Source organism: Methylobacterium sp. SyP6R, assembly GCF_019216885.1.
Taxonomy (GTDB): domain Bacteria; phylum Pseudomonadota; class Alphaproteobacteria; order Rhizobiales; family Beijerinckiaceae; genus Methylobacterium.
Map to the genome: position 1 here is coordinate 1 of NZ_JAAQRC020000001.1, position 14,324 is coordinate 14,324.

Here is a 14,324-nt window from a genome sequence, read left to right on the forward strand (position 1 = left end):
ATGCGTGTGGACGGCAGCTTGGCGGAAGGGGTCGGTTCCGGCCGCGGCGGCAACGGCGACGACGGCCGCGAGGTCGCAGCCGCCGAGATCGCGGGAGCCTGGCAACGGGTGAAGCGCCGCCTGCGGGCGGAACTCGGCGAGGACGTGTTCGCGAGCTGGTTCGCCCGGCTCGAATTGCAGGACGTCACCGGCGGCGTCGCCCGCCTCACCGTCCCGACCCGGTTCCTCAAGAGCTGGATCGAGTCGCACTACATCGACCGGGTGCTGGCCACCTTCCGCAGCGAGGCCGACGGCATCGAGAGCCTGGAGGTCGGGGTGCGCGGCGCGATGGCGCCGGCCCGTCCGGGCGCCGCCGCGCTGACGAAGCCCGCCCCGAGCCCGCGCCCGGCCGCGAGCCCGAGCCCGGTCGTCGAGATGCCCGAGCCCGAGCGCGCCGCCCGCGGTGCCGCCCCCGAGGGCGATCTCGGCGGCGCTCCGCTCGATGCGCGCCTGACCTTCGAGAGCTTCGTGGTCGGCCGCTCGAACGCGCTCGCGCACGCCGCCGCCGAGCGGGTCGCCCGCCACGACGGCGGTCCCGCGCTCTACAACCCGCTCTACTTCCATGCCGGCGTGGGTCTGGGCAAGACCCACCTCCTCCACGGCATCGGCCACGCGGTGAAGAATGCCGGCCGTCGGGTGATCTACCTCACCGCCGACCGCTTCATGTACGGCTTCGTCAATGCCCTGAAGACCCAGAGCGCGCTGGCCTTCAAGGAAAAGCTGCGGGCGATCGACGTCCTGATCCTCGACGACGTGCAGTTCATCCAGGGCCGCTCGATCCAGGCCGAGTTCGGCCACACCCTCAACGCCCTCATCGATGCAGGGCGCCAGGTGGTGGTGGCGGCCGACCGGCCGCCGACGGAACTGGAGGCCCTCGACGAGCGGGTCCGCTCGCGCCTGGCCGGCGGCCTGGTGGTCGAGATCGGCACCCTCGACGAGGCCCTGCGCGCCTCGATCCTGCAATCGCGCCTGGAGGCGGTGCGCGCCTCGCACCCGGCCTTCGAGGTCGGTCCCGCGGTCGCCGAATACGTCGCGAAGGCCATCACCGCGAACGGTCGCGACCTCGAAGGCGCGGTCAACCGGCTCTTGGCCCACGCGACGCTGACCGGCGCGCCCGTCACCCTCGACACCGCCGAGACGGCGATCCGCGACCTCGTGAAGAACCGCGAGCCGAAGCGGGTCAAGATCGAGGACATCCAGAAGCTGGTGGCGAGCCGCTACAACGTCTCGCGCTCCGACATCCTGTCCGAGCGCCGCACCGCCGCGGTGGTCAAGCCGCGCCAGATCGCGATGTACCTCTCGAAGGTGCTGACCCTGCGCTCCCTGCCGGAGATCGGCCGGCGCTTCGGCGGGCGCGACCACACCACGGTGCTCCACGCGGTGCGCAAGATCGAGAAGGCGATCGGCGAGGACACGGCGCTCTGCGACGAGGTCGAGCTGCTGAAGCGGATGCTTCAGGACTAACGCCTCGAAATCGATAACCCTCCTGGATGCGCGCGGGGGAGGCTCGTGGATGAGCCTCCCCCGCCGGCTTGCGTTCGGGGAGCGCCTTCGCCAAAGTTCCCGTCCCGTGCGTGCACGGGGCAACGAGTGCGGTTGCCGGCCTTGAACGGTCGGTCGTTCGAGACACGGATCACCCTGATGAAAGTCACCGTCGAGCGCGCGGCCCTTCTTCGGTCGCTCGGCCACGTGCACCGCGTCGTGGAGCGGCGCAACACGATCCCGATCCTGTCGAACGTGCTGCTGCGCTCGGGGCCGGACGGCCTCCAGCTGAAAGCCACCGACCTCGACATCGAGGTGACCGAGACGATCCCCGCCGACGTGGTCGATGGCGGCGCCATCACGGTGCCGGCCCACGTCATCTACGACATCGTCCGGAAGCTGCCCGACGGCGCCCAGGTCTCGCTCGAGACCAGCGGCGAGACCGGCCAGATGCTGATCCGCTCGGGCCGCTCGCGCTTCACCCTCGGCGCCCTGCCGGAGGCCGATTTCCCCGATCTCGCCGCCGGCGAGCTGCCGCACTCCTTCGAGCTGCCGGCCGCCGACCTCAAGCGCCTGATCGACAAGACCCAGTTCGCGATCTCGACCGAGGAGACGCGCTACTACCTCAACGGGATCTTCTTCCACACCATCGAGGCGGAAGGCTCGCTCAAGCTGCGCGCCGTCGCCACCGACGGCCACCGCCTCGCCCGCGTCCAGATGGAGGCGCCGGAGGGCAGCGGCGGCATGCCGGGCATCATCGTGCCGCGCAAGGCCGTGGCCGAGATCCAGAAGCTCGTCGAGGATGGCGGCGAGACCGTCGGCGTCGAGATCTCTTCCGCCAAGGTGCGGTTCAGCTTCTCGTCCGGCGTCACCCTGATCTCGAAGCTGATCGACGGCACCTTCCCGGACTACGCCCGCGTCATCCCGACCGGCAACGACAAGCGCCTGACGGTCGAGCGCGACCAGTTCGCCAAGGCGGTCGACCGCGTCTCGACCATCTCGTCCGAGCGCGGCCGCGCGGTGAAGCTCGCGATGACCGACGGGCGCCTGTCGCTGTCGGTCAACAACCCGGATTCGGGCTCGGCGACGGAGGAGCTGGACGTCGACTACGAGTCCGGTCCCCTCGATATCGGCTTCAACGCCCGCTACCTCCTCGACATCACCGCCCAGCTCGACGGCGATACCGCGCTCTTCCGCCTCGCCGATCCGGGCTCGCCGACGGTGATCCAGGACCGCGAGGGCGCGCCTGCGCTCTACGTGCTGATGCCGATGCGGGTGTGAGGGCGGGACTGCGCGCGGCGAGAGTCGCGCGCATCACCGGAAGTCTTCGGCCTGAGAATCGAAGACCACATTGACAACCCTCCGCGTCATCCCGGGGCTCGCCAAAGGCGAGAGCCCGGGATCCAGAGCCGCTGATGGCTCAGGAAGAAGCGGAAAGCATGCCGCTTCGCTCTTCTCCACCTGAGTTTCTGGATTCCGGGCTCCGCTTCGCGGCCCCGGAATGACGAGGAGAGTGAAATGACCGACCCAGGCCATCCGAAGTCGACTTCCGTAACGCCCGCGTCATCGCTCCCGGCCGGCCGCGATGGCGATGCCGCTCCGTCCGGCTTGGCCGGCAGTGACACCGGACACACCCAGCGCCTGCGCCGCCTCTGGCGCGAAGGCGTCGAGGGTGGCGGGTACCAACCGGCCGAAACCGTTTTCGCGGAACTCGGCGCCCGCTACGAGACGCCGCATCGCGGTGCGTAACACCCGCGACATCGCCGGCCCTCCCGACGACCTGTGATATGGCCCGGGGATGACCGAGCCCGATCCCTTGCGCGTCACCCGTCTGATCGCCCGCGACTTCCGCAACCACGCCGATCTCGACCTCGCGGTCGGTCGCCACTTCGTCGCGCTGGTGGGGGAGAACGGGGCCGGCAAGACCAACATCCTGGAGGCCCTGTCGCTGTTCGCCCCCGGACGGGGCCTGCGCCGGGCGGACTTTTCCGGGATGGCGCGGGAGGGCGGAGCCGGCGGCTTCGCGGTGTCGCTGACCCTCGAAGGCCCCAACGGCGACCACCGCATCGGCACCGCCTGGGAGCCGCCGCGCAGCCGCGACGAGCGCGGCGGCCGGCTGTGCCGCATCGACGGCGCCACCGCGCCCTCCCCCACGGCCTTCGCCGAGCAGGTGCGGGTGGTCTGGCTCACGCCCGATCTCGACGCGTTGTTCCGCGGGCCCGCCGGCGACCGGCGCCGCTTCCTCGACCGGCTGGTGCTGGCGGTCGATGCCGGCCACGGCGCCCGGGTCAGCGCGATGGAGCGGGCGCTCCGCTCGCGCAACCGCCTGCTGGAGGAGCGGCCCGACGATGGCCCTTGGCTCGACGCGATCGAACGCGAGGTGGCGGAACTCGCCGTCGCGGTGGCGCTCGCCCGCCGCGAGACGGTGGAACGCCTCGACAGCCTGATCCTGTCGACCCGCGACGAGGCCTCGCCCTTCCCCTGGGCCGGGGTGCGGCTCGAGGGCGACATCGACGACCTCGTGGCGGTCTGGCCGGCGGTCGATGCCGAGGACCGCTACCGTGCGACCTTGCGCCAGAACCGGTTTCGCGACCGCGCCGCCGGCCGGACGCTCGCCGGCCCCCAGGCCTCCGACCTCGTGGTCCGCCACGGCCCCAAGGACGTGCCCGCCGCCACCGCCTCGACCGGCGAGCAGAAGGCCTTGCTGATCGGCCTGGTGCTGGCCCATGCCCGCCTCGTCACCGGGATGAGCGGCCTCAGCCCCCTGGTGCTCCTCGACGAGGTCGCCGCCCATCTCGATCCCCGCCGCCGCGCCGGCCTGTTCGACGCGCTCGCAACCCTGCCGGGCCAGGTCTGGATGACCGGGGCCGATCCGGTGCTGTTCGGGGAGCTGGGCGGACGGGCGGATATGGTGCAGGTGGCGGAGGGGAGCGTGCGCGCCTGAACGGCCTCAGAGCGTCGCACAACTCCAAGCTCAATCGCCGCTCAACTCGTCGTAGAACGCCTTATCGGCCTTCAGGCCGGTGCGCGGAAACGACGCGATATAATCCTGGATCGGTTTGATGCGCGCCCAGAACTCGGCGAGCGACTGTTCGCGCCGTTGCGATTCATCCGCCGAGGCCATACCAAACTCCTCGGTCTTTTTCCCAGCTTCGACCTTGCCGGGTCCCGCCGTCGATGCCAGCGTCTGAACGGGCCGGTCCCTATCCTCATTGCGATGATCGTGCGTCATGGTGGCGTCCCGCATCGGCGATGAATACCTATCGTCGGCGAGGGGGCGTCTACAAGCCGCCCCGGTGCCGCCCGCCCGCAACGAGCCCGTAGAACCCCCATGACTGACCGCCTCGACGAGGCCCGCGCCGCCCTTCGCAAAACCTTCGGCTACGAGGATTTCCGTCCCGGCCAGGCCGAGGTGATCGGCGCCGTGCTCGATGGGCGCGACGTCTTCGCGGTGATGCCGACGGGCTCGGGCAAGTCGATGACCTACCAGCTGCCCGCCCTGGTGGAGGAGTCGCTGACCGTCGTCGTCTCGCCCCTGATCGCGCTGATGCACGACCAGGTGAAGCAGATGGAGGCCTTCGGCATCGCGGCCGGCACCCTCAACTCGACGGTGTCGGAATCGAGCGCCCGCGAGACCTGGCGCGGCATCCGTCAGGGCTCCTTGCGCCTGCTCTTCGTCTCGCCCGAGCGGCTGCTGATGGAGGGGTTGATCGAGGCGTTGCAGGGGGCCGGCGTCCGGCGGCTCGCCGTCGACGAGGCCCATTGCGTCTCGCAATGGGGCCACGACTTCCGGCCCGAATACCGCGACCTGGCGCGGGCCCGCGAGGCGCTCGGCGACGTGCAGACCGTGGCGCTGACCGCGACGGCGGACGCCGCGACCCGGGCCGACATCTCGGAGCGGCTGTTTCCCCGCGGCCGCAAGCCCGAGCTGTTCGTCCACTCCTTCGACCGGCCGAACATCCGCCTGACCTTCGCGCCGAAGGAGCACCCGACCCGCCAGCTCTCGCGGTTCCTGCGTCCGCGCAAGGCCGAGAGCGGCATCATCTATTGCTCGTCCCGCAAGCGCACCGAGCAGATCGCCGAGATCCTGCAGCAGGACGGCTTCAACGCGCTGGCCTACCATGCCGGCCTCGAACAGACCGTGCGGATGCGCAACCAGGACACCTTCCTCCAGGAGGACGGCGTCGTGGTGGTGGCGACCATCGCCTTCGGCATGGGCATCAACAAGCCGGACGTGCGCTATGTCTGCCACGCCGACATGCCCTCGACGATCGAGAGCTACTACCAGGAGATCGGCCGCGCCGGCCGCGACGGGCTGCCGGCCGACACCCTCACCCTCTACGGCCTCGACGACATGGCGCTCCGCCGCCGCCAGATCGACGAGAAGGAGGTGCCCGACGACCGCCGCCGCGTCGAGCGCCGCAAGCTCGAGGCGATGATCGCGCTCTGCGAGGGCGCGACCTGCCGGCGCCAGTCGCTGCTCGGCTATTTCGGCGAGGAGAGCCAGCCATGCGGCCGCTGCGACCTGTGCCGCGGCGGCGTCTCGCTGATCGACGGCACGGTGGCGGCGCAGAAGGTTCTTTCCGCGGTGGTCCGCACCGGCCAGCGCTTCGGCGCGGCCTATATCTGCGACCTCGTCCACGGCAAGGAGAGCGAGCAGATCCGCCGCAACGGCCACGTCCAGCTGAAAACCTTCGGGGTCGGCGCCGACAAGCCGGTGGCGGCCTGGCGGGCGATCCTGCGCCAGCTCTTCGCCGCGGGCGCGGTGGCGGAGAACGGCGACGGCTATGGCGGCCTGTCCCTCACCGACAAGGGCGAGGCGATCCTGTTCGGCCGCGAGCCGGTGCAGTTGCGCCCCGATCCCGAACCGAAGGCCCCGAAGGAGCGCCGCCGCGGCGCCACCGACCGCGACGACTCGCTGGGCCTGTCGGAGGCCGACGAGGCGCTGTTCCAGCACCTGCGGGGCCTGCGCGCGACGCTGGCCCGCCAGGAGGGCGTGGCCGCCTACATGATCTTCCCCGATCGCACCCTGATCGAGATGGCCCGCGCCAAGCCCGTCGACCTCTGGGCCCTGCGCTCGGTCCACGGGGTGGGCGAGCGCAAACGCGATGCCTATGGGCAGCCTTTCGTCGAGGCGGTGGCGGAGTTTCTGGCGGATGCGGCGAAGCGGGCGGGATGAGTGGGGCTTTCCGCGGAAAGTCGCTCACGCCGCGTTTCCGCATACTCGATCAATCCGACAGGGTTTGTCGGATATCCTCTACGGCGGAGGTCGATGCGCTTCGTGGTTGGCGGCTCCTCCTGTTGGCGAACACATGTTTGCCGTGCAGCCGAGCCTGACAACTGGAATAACCGCACGGAGTGGAAAGCAGACCCTCACCCGGCGGGATCGATGATCCTGGGCGGTGCTGGCGGCTGCATGAACTCGATCGTCGCGCCGTCAGGGCCAACGGCGTAGATCACCCGCGTTCCAGCCCGCGCACCGCTCACGATCGGCTGCGGCGTGCTTTGAGCCTTCCAGCCGTAGGCGGCGATCCGCACGAGGAGCGCGTCGATGTCATCGACCACGAGGGCCAGATGCGCGAAGCCTGGGTCGAACGGCTTGGCTGGTGCGCTTGGTCGGTCTGGACCCTGATACTCCAGGAGTTCGATCGTCTGATCTGCCAGCGAAACGATCGCTAGGCGCACTGTCGCCCCATGCGCTCCGGTGACCTTACCGAGGAACTCGCCCCCCATCTCGCCTGTCCGCACGAGGCGTGCGCCGAGCCCATCGATCCAGAACCGAAGTGCCTCGTCGAGGGAGCCGACCGCGAAGCCGACATGATCGGCGCGCTGCACATGGATGCTCGTGTGTTCCGACATGCGGGATTTTCTACCAGCAAAGGGGCCGCTCGTCTGCAATAGGTCGCCAGCACTCCCATGAAGCGCTCGTCAGCGTCAGGTAGTAGCCAACATGCCCGACTGGCCATCTTAGATGTCGGAAAACACCTGTTTTGCGTACGTCCGAGCATGAGTGGGAAATGGGCATACGGTACAATCCGCCGCTCACGTGACCGAGCCGACCGGAGCAGAATCGCAGGTTCTCGCCTCAACGAGAGAAAAACCGCATTCGCCTCACAGGCGTCAGGGCAGCCCGATCGCCATCGCTGGCCGCCCCTGCCGCGCCCGAAAATCCCGCAAGGTCGCGCCCAGGCGCTCCCGCAACGCCACCTCCGACAACGGACCCGTCACCACCAGGCTCGCCACCACCTCCGGATGTTTGAGCCGCTGCTTCGGCGTGCGGGCATGGTTGGCCACCCGCAACTGCCCCTCCGCCCCAGGCAAACCGAAGTAGAAACTCTCGCCCCGCGTCCCCTGCCCGATCTCCAGAAAGCCTTCCGCCAGGAGGAGCACCCGGGCGCAATCGATCGCCGCCGCCGGAGTCACGGCCGCCAGCCCGCCTCGTCCTCCTCGTCGCCGTCGTCGGTCTCGCGATACGGCCCGTCGGTCGCCTCGGCGCCGCGATAGCCGGTCGCCAGCACGTAGAGCTCGCTCGAATCGGCCCGGCTCGCCGCCGGCTTGACGTGGCGCACGCTCGAAAAATCCCGCTTCAGGTCGGTGAGCAGGCCGCCCTCGGTGCCGCCCTGCAAGACCTTGGCGAGGTAGGTGCCGCCCGGCGCCAGAATCTCGCGGGCAAACGCGAGCGCCGTCTCGGCGAGCCCCATGATGCGCAGGTGGTCGGTCTTCTTGTGGCCGGTGGCGTTGGCGGCCATGTCGGACATCACCACGTCGGCAGGTCCCCCCAGCATCTCGGTGAGCAGCCCCGGCGCGGTCGGATCGAGGAAGTCGAGGGTGACGAAATCGACGCCGGGCATCGGCTCGATCTCGAGAAGGTCGATGCCGACCACCCGGCCCCGCGGAATCGGCGCGCCCGGATGGCTGCCGACCTTGGCGGCGGCGATCTGCGACCAGCCGCCGGGCGCGGCTCCGAGATCGACCACCCGCTGGCCCGGCCGGAGCAGCCGGAACCGGTCGTCGATCTCCGAGAGCTTGAAGGCCGCCCGCGAGCGGTAGCCCTCGCGCCGAGCGCGGGCCACGTAGGGGTCGTTGAGCTGGCGTTCGAGCCAGATCTTGGAGGAGACCGTGCGCCCGCGCCCGGTCTTGACCCGCTGCTTCAGGTCGCCCCGGAGGCCGCCGCCGCGACGATCGCTCATATCCCGTGACCTTCGATGATCGAAAAAAATCGTTCAAGGTCAATGACGCCCCGGGCTTGCGGGCGCAAGCCCGCTTCTTGCAAGCCCTGCTTCTTGAAAGCAAGCCTGCGCAAGCCCGGAGCGGTCGTCAGCCCGGCCGCACGCCCCGGCGCCAGACGCCGTCCTCGCGCATCATGTTCATCAACAGGCCCTCGCGCAGGCCGCGATCGGCGATGCGCAGGCGCTCGGACGGGAAGGCGCGGCGGATCGCCTCCAGGATGGCGCAGCCGGCGAGCACCAGGTCGGCCCGGTCGCGGCCGATGCACGGGTTCTGCGCCCGGTCCGACAGCCGGGTCGAGAGCAGGCCGTCGATGGCGTCGGTGACCTCGCGGTCGCGCATCCACAGGCCGTCGATCCGCCGCCGGTCGTAGCGCGGCAGGCGCAGGTGGGTGGCGGCGAGCGTCGTCACCGTGCCGGAGGTGCCGAGCAGGTGGAAGTTCGGCGCATGCGCCGCGGCGCCAGCGATCAGCGCGAACTTGGTCAGGCGGTCGGCGACCTCCTCGACCATGCCCTCGAAGACCGGGCGGGTCACGTCGGCCCCGCCATAGCGCTCGGCCAGGGTGACCACGCCGACGGGGAGCGAATCCCAGGCGCGGATGCGCAAGGTCGGGTCGGCGCTGCGGGCGAGGGCGGCGGAGCCGTCGAGCCAGACGATCTCGGTCGAGCCGCCGCCGATATCGAAGATCACCACCGATTCGGCGTTCCGGTCGGCGAGCGCCGCGCAGCCGGTGACGGCGAGGTAGGCTTCCGTGCGCCGGTCCACCACTTCGAGGTCGAGGCCGACCTCGCGGTGGACGCGCTCGACGAAGGCCTGGCCGTTCACCGCGAGCCGGCAGGCCGCGGTGGCGATCGACTTCGACCGCACCACCCCGCGGGAGCGCATCTTGCCGAGGCACACCGCCAGCGCGTCGACGGTGCGGTCGATGGCGTCGTCGCTCAGGCGGTCGGTGCTGCCCAAGCCTTCGCCGAGGCGCACGATGCGCGAGAAGGCGTCGATCACCCGGAACCCGTAGGGCGCCGGCTCGGCGATCAGCAGCCGGCAATTGTTGGTGCCGAGATCGAGCGCCGCGTAGGCGCGCCGCTCGCTCCGGCGTGGGTCATGATCCTCCGCCACGCGTGGCGGAGGCGCGGTCGCGCGCGCTGTCTCGGCGTACTCCGCGGCGCGCGCCGGCACGGAGACGACCGTCTCATCCCTCATCGGCGATGCCGATATCCTTCATGGTCGCACCCTCGCGGGGCGACGAGCCCATCACATGACGGGAAGCTTACGTGGCTCCGGGCGGAACGCAAAGCCGCGATCGTGCCGCGCCACCCGCAGACTCACCGGGACGATCGGAAGCCTTCGACGATCAATCGACCGCCGTGCCCTTCAGCTCGGCCTGGGTGAAGCGCTGCTGCTCCTCCATCACCAGCCCGGCGAGCTCGCGCTTGAGCGCGTTGAACTCGGACGAGGCGGTGTCGCGCGGGCGGGGCAGCGGCACGATCAGGTCGCGCTTCATCCGGCCCGGGCGGTAGGTGAGCACGACGATGCGGTCGGCGAGGTAGATCGCCTCCTCGATCGAGTGGGTCACGAACACGATGGTCTTGCGGTACTCGGCCCAGATCCGCAGCAGCTCGTCCTGGAGGGTGCGCCGGGTCAGCGCGTCGAGGGCGCCGAAGGGCTCGTCCATCAGCATCACCGGCGGGTCGAGGGCCAGGATGCGGGCGATGGCGACGCGCTGGCGCATGCCGCCCGACAAATCCTTCGGAAAGCGCCCGAGGAAGTCGGACAGGCCGAGCTTCCGGGCGATGCCGGCGACGACCGTGTCGGCCTGCCCGCGCGCCACGCCCTTGATGTCGAGGCCGAAGCGGATGTTCTGCTCTACGCTCATCCAGGGAAACAGGGCATATTCCTGGAAGACCATGCCCCGTTCGGGCCCCGGATCGACCACCGGACGCCCGTTCATGCGGATCTCGCCCGCGGTGAGCGGCGAGAATCCCGCGATGGCGTTGAGCAGGGTGGACTTGCCGCAGCCCGAGGGGCCGAGCAGGCAGACGAACTGGCCGCTCGGGATCGCCGCGGTGACGTCCTCGAGGGCCACCACGGCGCCCTCGCCGGTGCCGAACACCTTCGAGGCGTGCGCGATCGTGATCTCGGCGGCCCCCGGGCCGGGCCGGGCGGCGGGCTCCGACGTGCGGAGCGTTGCGGTCGCGGTCATGGTGTCAGCGCTCCAGGCCGCGATGCCAGCGCAGCAGGTGGTCGTTGAGGCGCGACATCGCGCCGTCGATGACGAGGCCGAGGAGGCCGATCGTCAGCATGCCGCCGATGATCTTGTCCGACCACATGTATTCGCGCGCTTCCAGGATCCGGTAGCCGAGTCCGTCCGAGACCGCGATCATCTCGGCGACGATCACCACGATGAAGGCGGTGCCGATGCCGATGCGCATGCCGGCGAGCACGAAGGGACTCGCCGCCGGCAGGATCACCCGCCGGAACATCGTCCAGGAATTGGCGCCCAGGTTGCGCGCGGCGCGGATATAGATCGAATCGACCTGCCTCACCCCCGCCACCGTGTTGACGAGGACCGGGAAGAAGGTGCCGAGCGCGATCAGGAACAGGGCCGGCGGGTTGCCGAGGCCGAACCACACGATGGCGAGCGGGATATAGGCGATCGGCGGGATCGGCCGCAGGATCTGGAGCAGCGGATTGACGAGGCCGTAGAGACGGTCGCTCGTGCCCATCAGCAGGCCGACCGGCAGGGCGAGGCCGACACCGATGGCAAAGCCCGCGATCACCCGGCCCAGGCTCGCCACCGCGTCGTGCGGCAGCTCGCCGGAGACCAGCCAGGCGGCGTAGCTCTGGCTGGCGGGATCGTAGGGCAGGGCCGGGACGAGGCTGGAAAACCAGCGCGAGGCCACCGCGCTCGGCGGCGGCAGCACCACGGCGGAGAACAGGCCGGCCCGGCTGGCGATCTCCCAGAGGATCAGCAGCCCGACCGGCAGCAGGGCGCCGCGGAAGGCGGAGAGGCGGTTCACGAAAGGTCTCCGGACCGGCTCAGTTGGTCTTGGCGCCGAGTTCGGCCTTCGCCTTCTCGAGCAGGTCGAGCTTGACCCATTCGGCGTCGCCCTTGGGCGGGTTCACCATCTTGCCGAGGCCGTATTTGTGCATCAGGTCGGCCGTGACCTGCATGTGACCGGCCGGCATGTCGTAGGTGTAGTCCGCATTCTCCATCGAATCGCGGAAATCCTTGCTGCTGAGCTGGCCCTTGAAGACCGTGTCGCGGACGTATTTTTCTGCGAGGTCCGGCTTCTCGATGAAGGTCTTGGTCGCCTCGACGAACAGCTTGAGCACCCGGGCGGCGACCTCGGGCTTCTCGGTGTACATCTTCTCGGTCATGACCAGCGGGCGGTAGGGCACGCCGACCGGGGTGTCGTAGGGCTTGACGATCTCGTAGCCCCAGCCGTTCGAGATCGCCTGCGTCGATTGCGGCTCGCTCTGGCAGATCACGTCGACGTATTTCTGCGCCAGCGCCTGGTTCAGGTCGGCGTAATTGTTGAAGTAGACGAGCTGCACGTCCTTGCCCGGCCGCTCCGACCAGGTCAGGCCGTTCTTCTCCAGCTCGGCCAGCAGCATCAGGTCCTGGGTGCCGCCGCGCACCACCGCGACCTTCTTGCCCTTCACGTCGGCGAGGGTCTTGGCGCCGAGATCGGGCCGGCCGAGGATGCGCACGCCGCCATTGGCGAAGCCCGCCACCACCAGGAGCTTCACGCCGTTGCCGCGCGCCGCCACCGCGCCGTCGGCGCCCGAGGCCGCGATGTCGATCTGGTCGACCGCCATCGCCGGATAGATGTCGGCGCCCTTGGCGAACTGCTTCTCGTCGATCTTGAGGTTATATTTGCCGGCGATCTCCTTCATGTAGGAGATCGCGCCGTAATGGGCGAATTTCAGGTTGCCGAGACGGACGACGTCCTGGGCGGCGGCCGGGCCGGCGACGGCCGCCCAGACGGCGGCGATGGCGGCGAGGCGCGTGAGCATGGGTCTCTCCCTGTCCGTCCGGACGGCAGGGCGCCCGGTTTGGTGCCGGATACTGGACAAAGGTCGAGCCGGCCGAAAGCCGGATTACGGCGCCAGGGATAAGACTTTAGACTCGCGGATTAAATCGCCGCGCGTGCTCGACAGCGTCAGAGCATGCCCTTGACCACCGCCGCGGCGGGCAGCCGCGGCTGGGGTCGCAGCAGGCTCTTGACCTGCGAGAACGGCCGCGGCCGGTTGATCACCTCGTCGAGGCGCGACCACAGGGTCTTGGGCGAGAACGGCTTGGCGATGATCTCGTTGACCCCGAGATTGATCGCCCGGTCGACCACGTTGCGGCGCGGCTGGGCCAGCATCAGGATGATCGGCACGGTCGGGGCCGGCGAGGTCGCGGGCGTGCGGGCGAGGCGAATGAACTCCTCGCCGGACAGGATCGCCAGGTCCCAGTCGAGCACGACGAGATCGGGCTTGCTCTCGGCGAGCACGCCCAGCGCCTCCGCGCCGTCCGGCGCCTCGAGCAGGCGCTTGATGCCGACGCGCATCAGCATGTCGCGCACGATGCGGCGGATATACAGGCTCTCGTCGACCACGAGGGCCGACAGGTCCGGGAAGGTCGGGGTGGCGATCATCGCGGGCTCGGTCTCGACTGACCAGAGGTTAAGCACGATCAACCCTGCGGTTTCGCTAACCGAGATGGTTAACGTCAACTCTCCCTCGACGGCGACGCGGCGCCGGGGCAGTGTCGCGGTCCCGCAAGACCGGAGCGCACGCATGTCCACCGAACTCCTCTTCCGCGACGATGCGTATCTCCGCGAGGCGGAAGGCCGGATCGTGGCGGCGGACGAGGCCGGCCTCGTCCTCGACCGGACCGTGTTCTACGCGCAGGGCGGCGGCCAGCCCGGCGACCGCGGCCGGATGGTGCGGGAGGACGGCAGCGAGATCGCCGTTCTCGACACCGTCTACGGTCCCGACAAGCGCACGATCCTGCACCGCGTCGCGCCGGGCACCGCTCTGCCGGCCCCCGGTGAGCCTGTCCGCCTCGTCCTCGACTGGCCGTTGCGCCACGCCCGCATGCGGGTGCACACCGCCCTCCACCTGCTCTCGGTCGCCCTCCCCTACCCGGTCACCGGCGGCTCGATCGGCGACGGCGAGGGCCGGCTCGATTTCGACATCCCGGATGCCGGCCTCGACAAGGAGGCGGTGACGGCGCGCTTAACGGAGATGATCGCGCAGGATGCCGCCGTGACGACGCGCTGGATCAGCGACGAGGAGCTCCTGGCCAATCCCGGCCTCGTCAAGACGATGTCGGTGAAGCCGCCGATCGGCAGCGGCCGGGTGCGGCTGGTGGCGATCGAGGGCCTCGACCTCCAGCCCTGCGGCGGCACCCATGTGAGCCGCACGGGCGAGATCGGCAAAGCCACCGTCACGGCGATCGAGAAGAAGGGCAAGCAGAACCGGCGCGTGCGGCTGTCGCTGGCTTGAACCTGGGATCGATTCGACTGGCAGATCCGCTCTGTAGGAGAAGCGGACCTGCCAGTCGCGGTCATGCCGTCGGCTCGCCG

Annotated in this window: 15 protein-coding genes; 5 read left to right on the forward strand and 10 right to left on the reverse strand. The window is 69.8% G+C overall.

Features of this window, described 5'->3' with window-relative positions; genetic code table 11:
- The gene (dnaA, locus tag HBB12_RS00005; protein ID WP_236987460.1) at nt 1-1,503 is read left to right on the forward strand and encodes a chromosomal replication initiator protein DnaA; all 1,503 of its coding nucleotides are present in this window, start codon (nt 1-3) and stop codon (nt 1,501-1,503) included.
- Nucleotides 1,504-1,680: 177 nt separating this feature from the next.
- Nucleotides 1,681-2,802: a DNA polymerase III subunit beta gene (gene dnaN, locus HBB12_RS00010; protein WP_236987461.1), complete on the forward strand. Its 1,122-nt coding sequence runs from the start codon at nt 1,681-1,683 to the stop codon at nt 2,800-2,802.
- Between the two features lie 282 nt (nt 2,803-3,084).
- On the opposite strand, the gene HBB12_RS00015 is transcribed toward dnaN, so the two are convergent.
- On the reverse strand, nt 3,085-3,282 hold the full coding sequence (locus tag HBB12_RS00015; protein WP_236987462.1) for a hypothetical protein: 198 nt from the start codon (nt 3,280-3,282) through the stop codon (nt 3,085-3,087).
- A gap of 37 nt (nt 3,283-3,319) precedes the next feature.
- Here HBB12_RS00015 and recF point away from each other — a divergent pair, with 37 nt between their 5' ends.
- Nucleotides 3,320-4,465 carry a DNA replication/repair protein RecF gene (gene recF, locus HBB12_RS00020; protein ID WP_236987463.1) on the forward strand — a complete coding sequence of 382 codons (1,146 nt, stop codon included), beginning with the start codon at nt 3,320-3,322 and terminating at the stop codon, nt 4,463-4,465.
- A gap of 30 nt (nt 4,466-4,495) precedes the next feature.
- On the opposite strand, the gene HBB12_RS00025 is transcribed toward recF, so the two are convergent.
- Nucleotides 4,496-4,753: a transcription factor gene (locus HBB12_RS00025; protein ID WP_236987464.1), complete on the reverse strand. Its 258-nt coding sequence runs from the start codon at nt 4,751-4,753 to the stop codon at nt 4,496-4,498.
- Nucleotides 4,754-4,852: 99 nt separating this feature from the next.
- Between HBB12_RS00025 and recQ the strand changes: the two genes are divergently transcribed.
- On the forward strand, nt 4,853-6,700 hold the full coding sequence (recQ, locus tag HBB12_RS00030; protein ID WP_236987465.1) for a DNA helicase RecQ: 1,848 nt from the start codon (nt 4,853-4,855) through the stop codon (nt 6,698-6,700).
- A 194-nt stretch (nt 6,701-6,894) separates the two neighbouring features.
- Here the strand turns inward: recQ and HBB12_RS00035 are convergent, their stop codons facing one another.
- The 8 genes from HBB12_RS00035 to HBB12_RS00070 form a co-directional block, all read right to left on the reverse strand.
- Entirely contained in the window at nt 6,895-7,380 is a 486-nt protein-coding gene (locus tag HBB12_RS00035) for a VOC family protein (RefSeq protein WP_236987466.1), read from the reverse strand.
- A gap of 261 nt (nt 7,381-7,641) precedes the next feature.
- The gene (locus HBB12_RS00040; RefSeq protein WP_236987467.1) at nt 7,642-7,944 is read right to left on the reverse strand and encodes a hypothetical protein; all 303 of its coding nucleotides are present in this window, start codon (nt 7,942-7,944) and stop codon (nt 7,642-7,644) included.
- Nucleotides 7,941-8,711: an RlmE family RNA methyltransferase gene (locus HBB12_RS00045; protein ID WP_236987468.1), complete on the reverse strand. Its 771-nt coding sequence runs from the start codon at nt 8,709-8,711 to the stop codon at nt 7,941-7,943. Before HBB12_RS00045 ends, HBB12_RS00040 begins: the two co-directional genes overlap by 4 nt.
- A 127-nt stretch (nt 8,712-8,838) precedes the next feature.
- Entirely contained in the window at nt 8,839-9,948 is a 1,110-nt protein-coding gene (locus tag HBB12_RS00050; protein WP_236987469.1) for a Ppx/GppA phosphatase family protein, read from the reverse strand.
- A gap of 151 nt (nt 9,949-10,099) precedes the next feature.
- Nucleotides 10,100-10,948, reverse strand: a complete 849-nt coding sequence (locus tag HBB12_RS00055) for an ABC transporter ATP-binding protein (protein WP_236987470.1) — start codon at nt 10,946-10,948, stop codon at nt 10,100-10,102.
- A 4-nt stretch (nt 10,949-10,952) separates the two neighbouring features.
- Nucleotides 10,953-11,735 (reverse strand): ABC transporter permease, encoded by a 783-nt coding sequence (locus HBB12_RS00060; protein ID WP_442919333.1) that lies wholly within the window; start codon nt 11,733-11,735, stop codon nt 10,953-10,955.
- Between the two features lie 49 nt (nt 11,736-11,784).
- Complete coding sequence (locus tag HBB12_RS00065; RefSeq protein WP_236987472.1) at nt 11,785-12,765, reverse strand: ABC transporter substrate-binding protein; 981 nt, start codon at nt 12,763-12,765, stop codon at nt 11,785-11,787.
- Nucleotides 12,766-12,911: 146 nt separating this feature from the next.
- The gene (locus tag HBB12_RS00070; protein ID WP_203157164.1) at nt 12,912-13,391 is read right to left on the reverse strand and encodes a response regulator; all 480 of its coding nucleotides are present in this window, start codon (nt 13,389-13,391) and stop codon (nt 12,912-12,914) included.
- Between the two features lie 142 nt (nt 13,392-13,533).
- Here HBB12_RS00070 and HBB12_RS00075 point away from each other — a divergent pair, with 142 nt between their 5' ends.
- Complete coding sequence (locus HBB12_RS00075; RefSeq protein WP_236987473.1) at nt 13,534-14,244, forward strand: alanyl-tRNA editing protein; 711 nt, start codon at nt 13,534-13,536, stop codon at nt 14,242-14,244.
- Nucleotides 14,245-14,324 lie beyond the last annotated feature (80 nt).

Coding starts and splice junctions, on each gene's coding strand:
- dnaA (WP_236987460.1), top strand. CDS start 1: ATGCGTGTGGACGGCAGCTTGGCGGAAGGGGTCGGTTCCGGCCGCGGC.
- dnaN (WP_236987461.1), top strand. CDS start 1,681: ATGAAAGTCACCGTCGAGCGCGCGGCCCTTCTTCGGTCGCTCGGCCAC.
- HBB12_RS00015 (WP_236987462.1), bottom strand. CDS start 3,282: ATGTCGCGGGTGTTACGCACCGCGATGCGGCGTCTCGTAGCGGGCGCC.
- recF (WP_236987463.1), top strand. CDS start 3,320: ATGACCGAGCCCGATCCCTTGCGCGTCACCCGTCTGATCGCCCGCGAC.
- HBB12_RS00025 (WP_236987464.1), bottom strand. CDS start 4,753: ATGACGCACGATCATCGCAATGAGGATAGGGACCGGCCCGTTCAGACG.
- recQ (WP_236987465.1), top strand. CDS start 4,853: ATGACTGACCGCCTCGACGAGGCCCGCGCCGCCCTTCGCAAAACCTTC.
- HBB12_RS00035 (WP_236987466.1), bottom strand. CDS start 7,380: ATGTCGGAACACACGAGCATCCATGTGCAGCGCGCCGATCATGTCGGC.
- HBB12_RS00045 (WP_236987468.1), bottom strand. CDS start 8,711: ATGAGCGATCGTCGCGGCGGCGGCCTCCGGGGCGACCTGAAGCAGCGG.
- HBB12_RS00050 (WP_236987469.1), bottom strand. CDS start 9,948: ATGAGGGATGAGACGGTCGTCTCCGTGCCGGCGCGCGCCGCGGAGTAC.
- HBB12_RS00055 (WP_236987470.1), bottom strand. CDS start 10,948: ATGACCGCGACCGCAACGCTCCGCACGTCGGAGCCCGCCGCCCGGCCC.
- HBB12_RS00065 (WP_236987472.1), bottom strand. CDS start 12,765: ATGCTCACGCGCCTCGCCGCCATCGCCGCCGTCTGGGCGGCCGTCGCC.
- HBB12_RS00070 (WP_203157164.1), bottom strand. CDS start 13,391: ATGATCGCCACCCCGACCTTCCCGGACCTGTCGGCCCTCGTGGTCGAC.
- HBB12_RS00075 (WP_236987473.1), top strand. CDS start 13,534: ATGTCCACCGAACTCCTCTTCCGCGACGATGCGTATCTCCGCGAGGCG.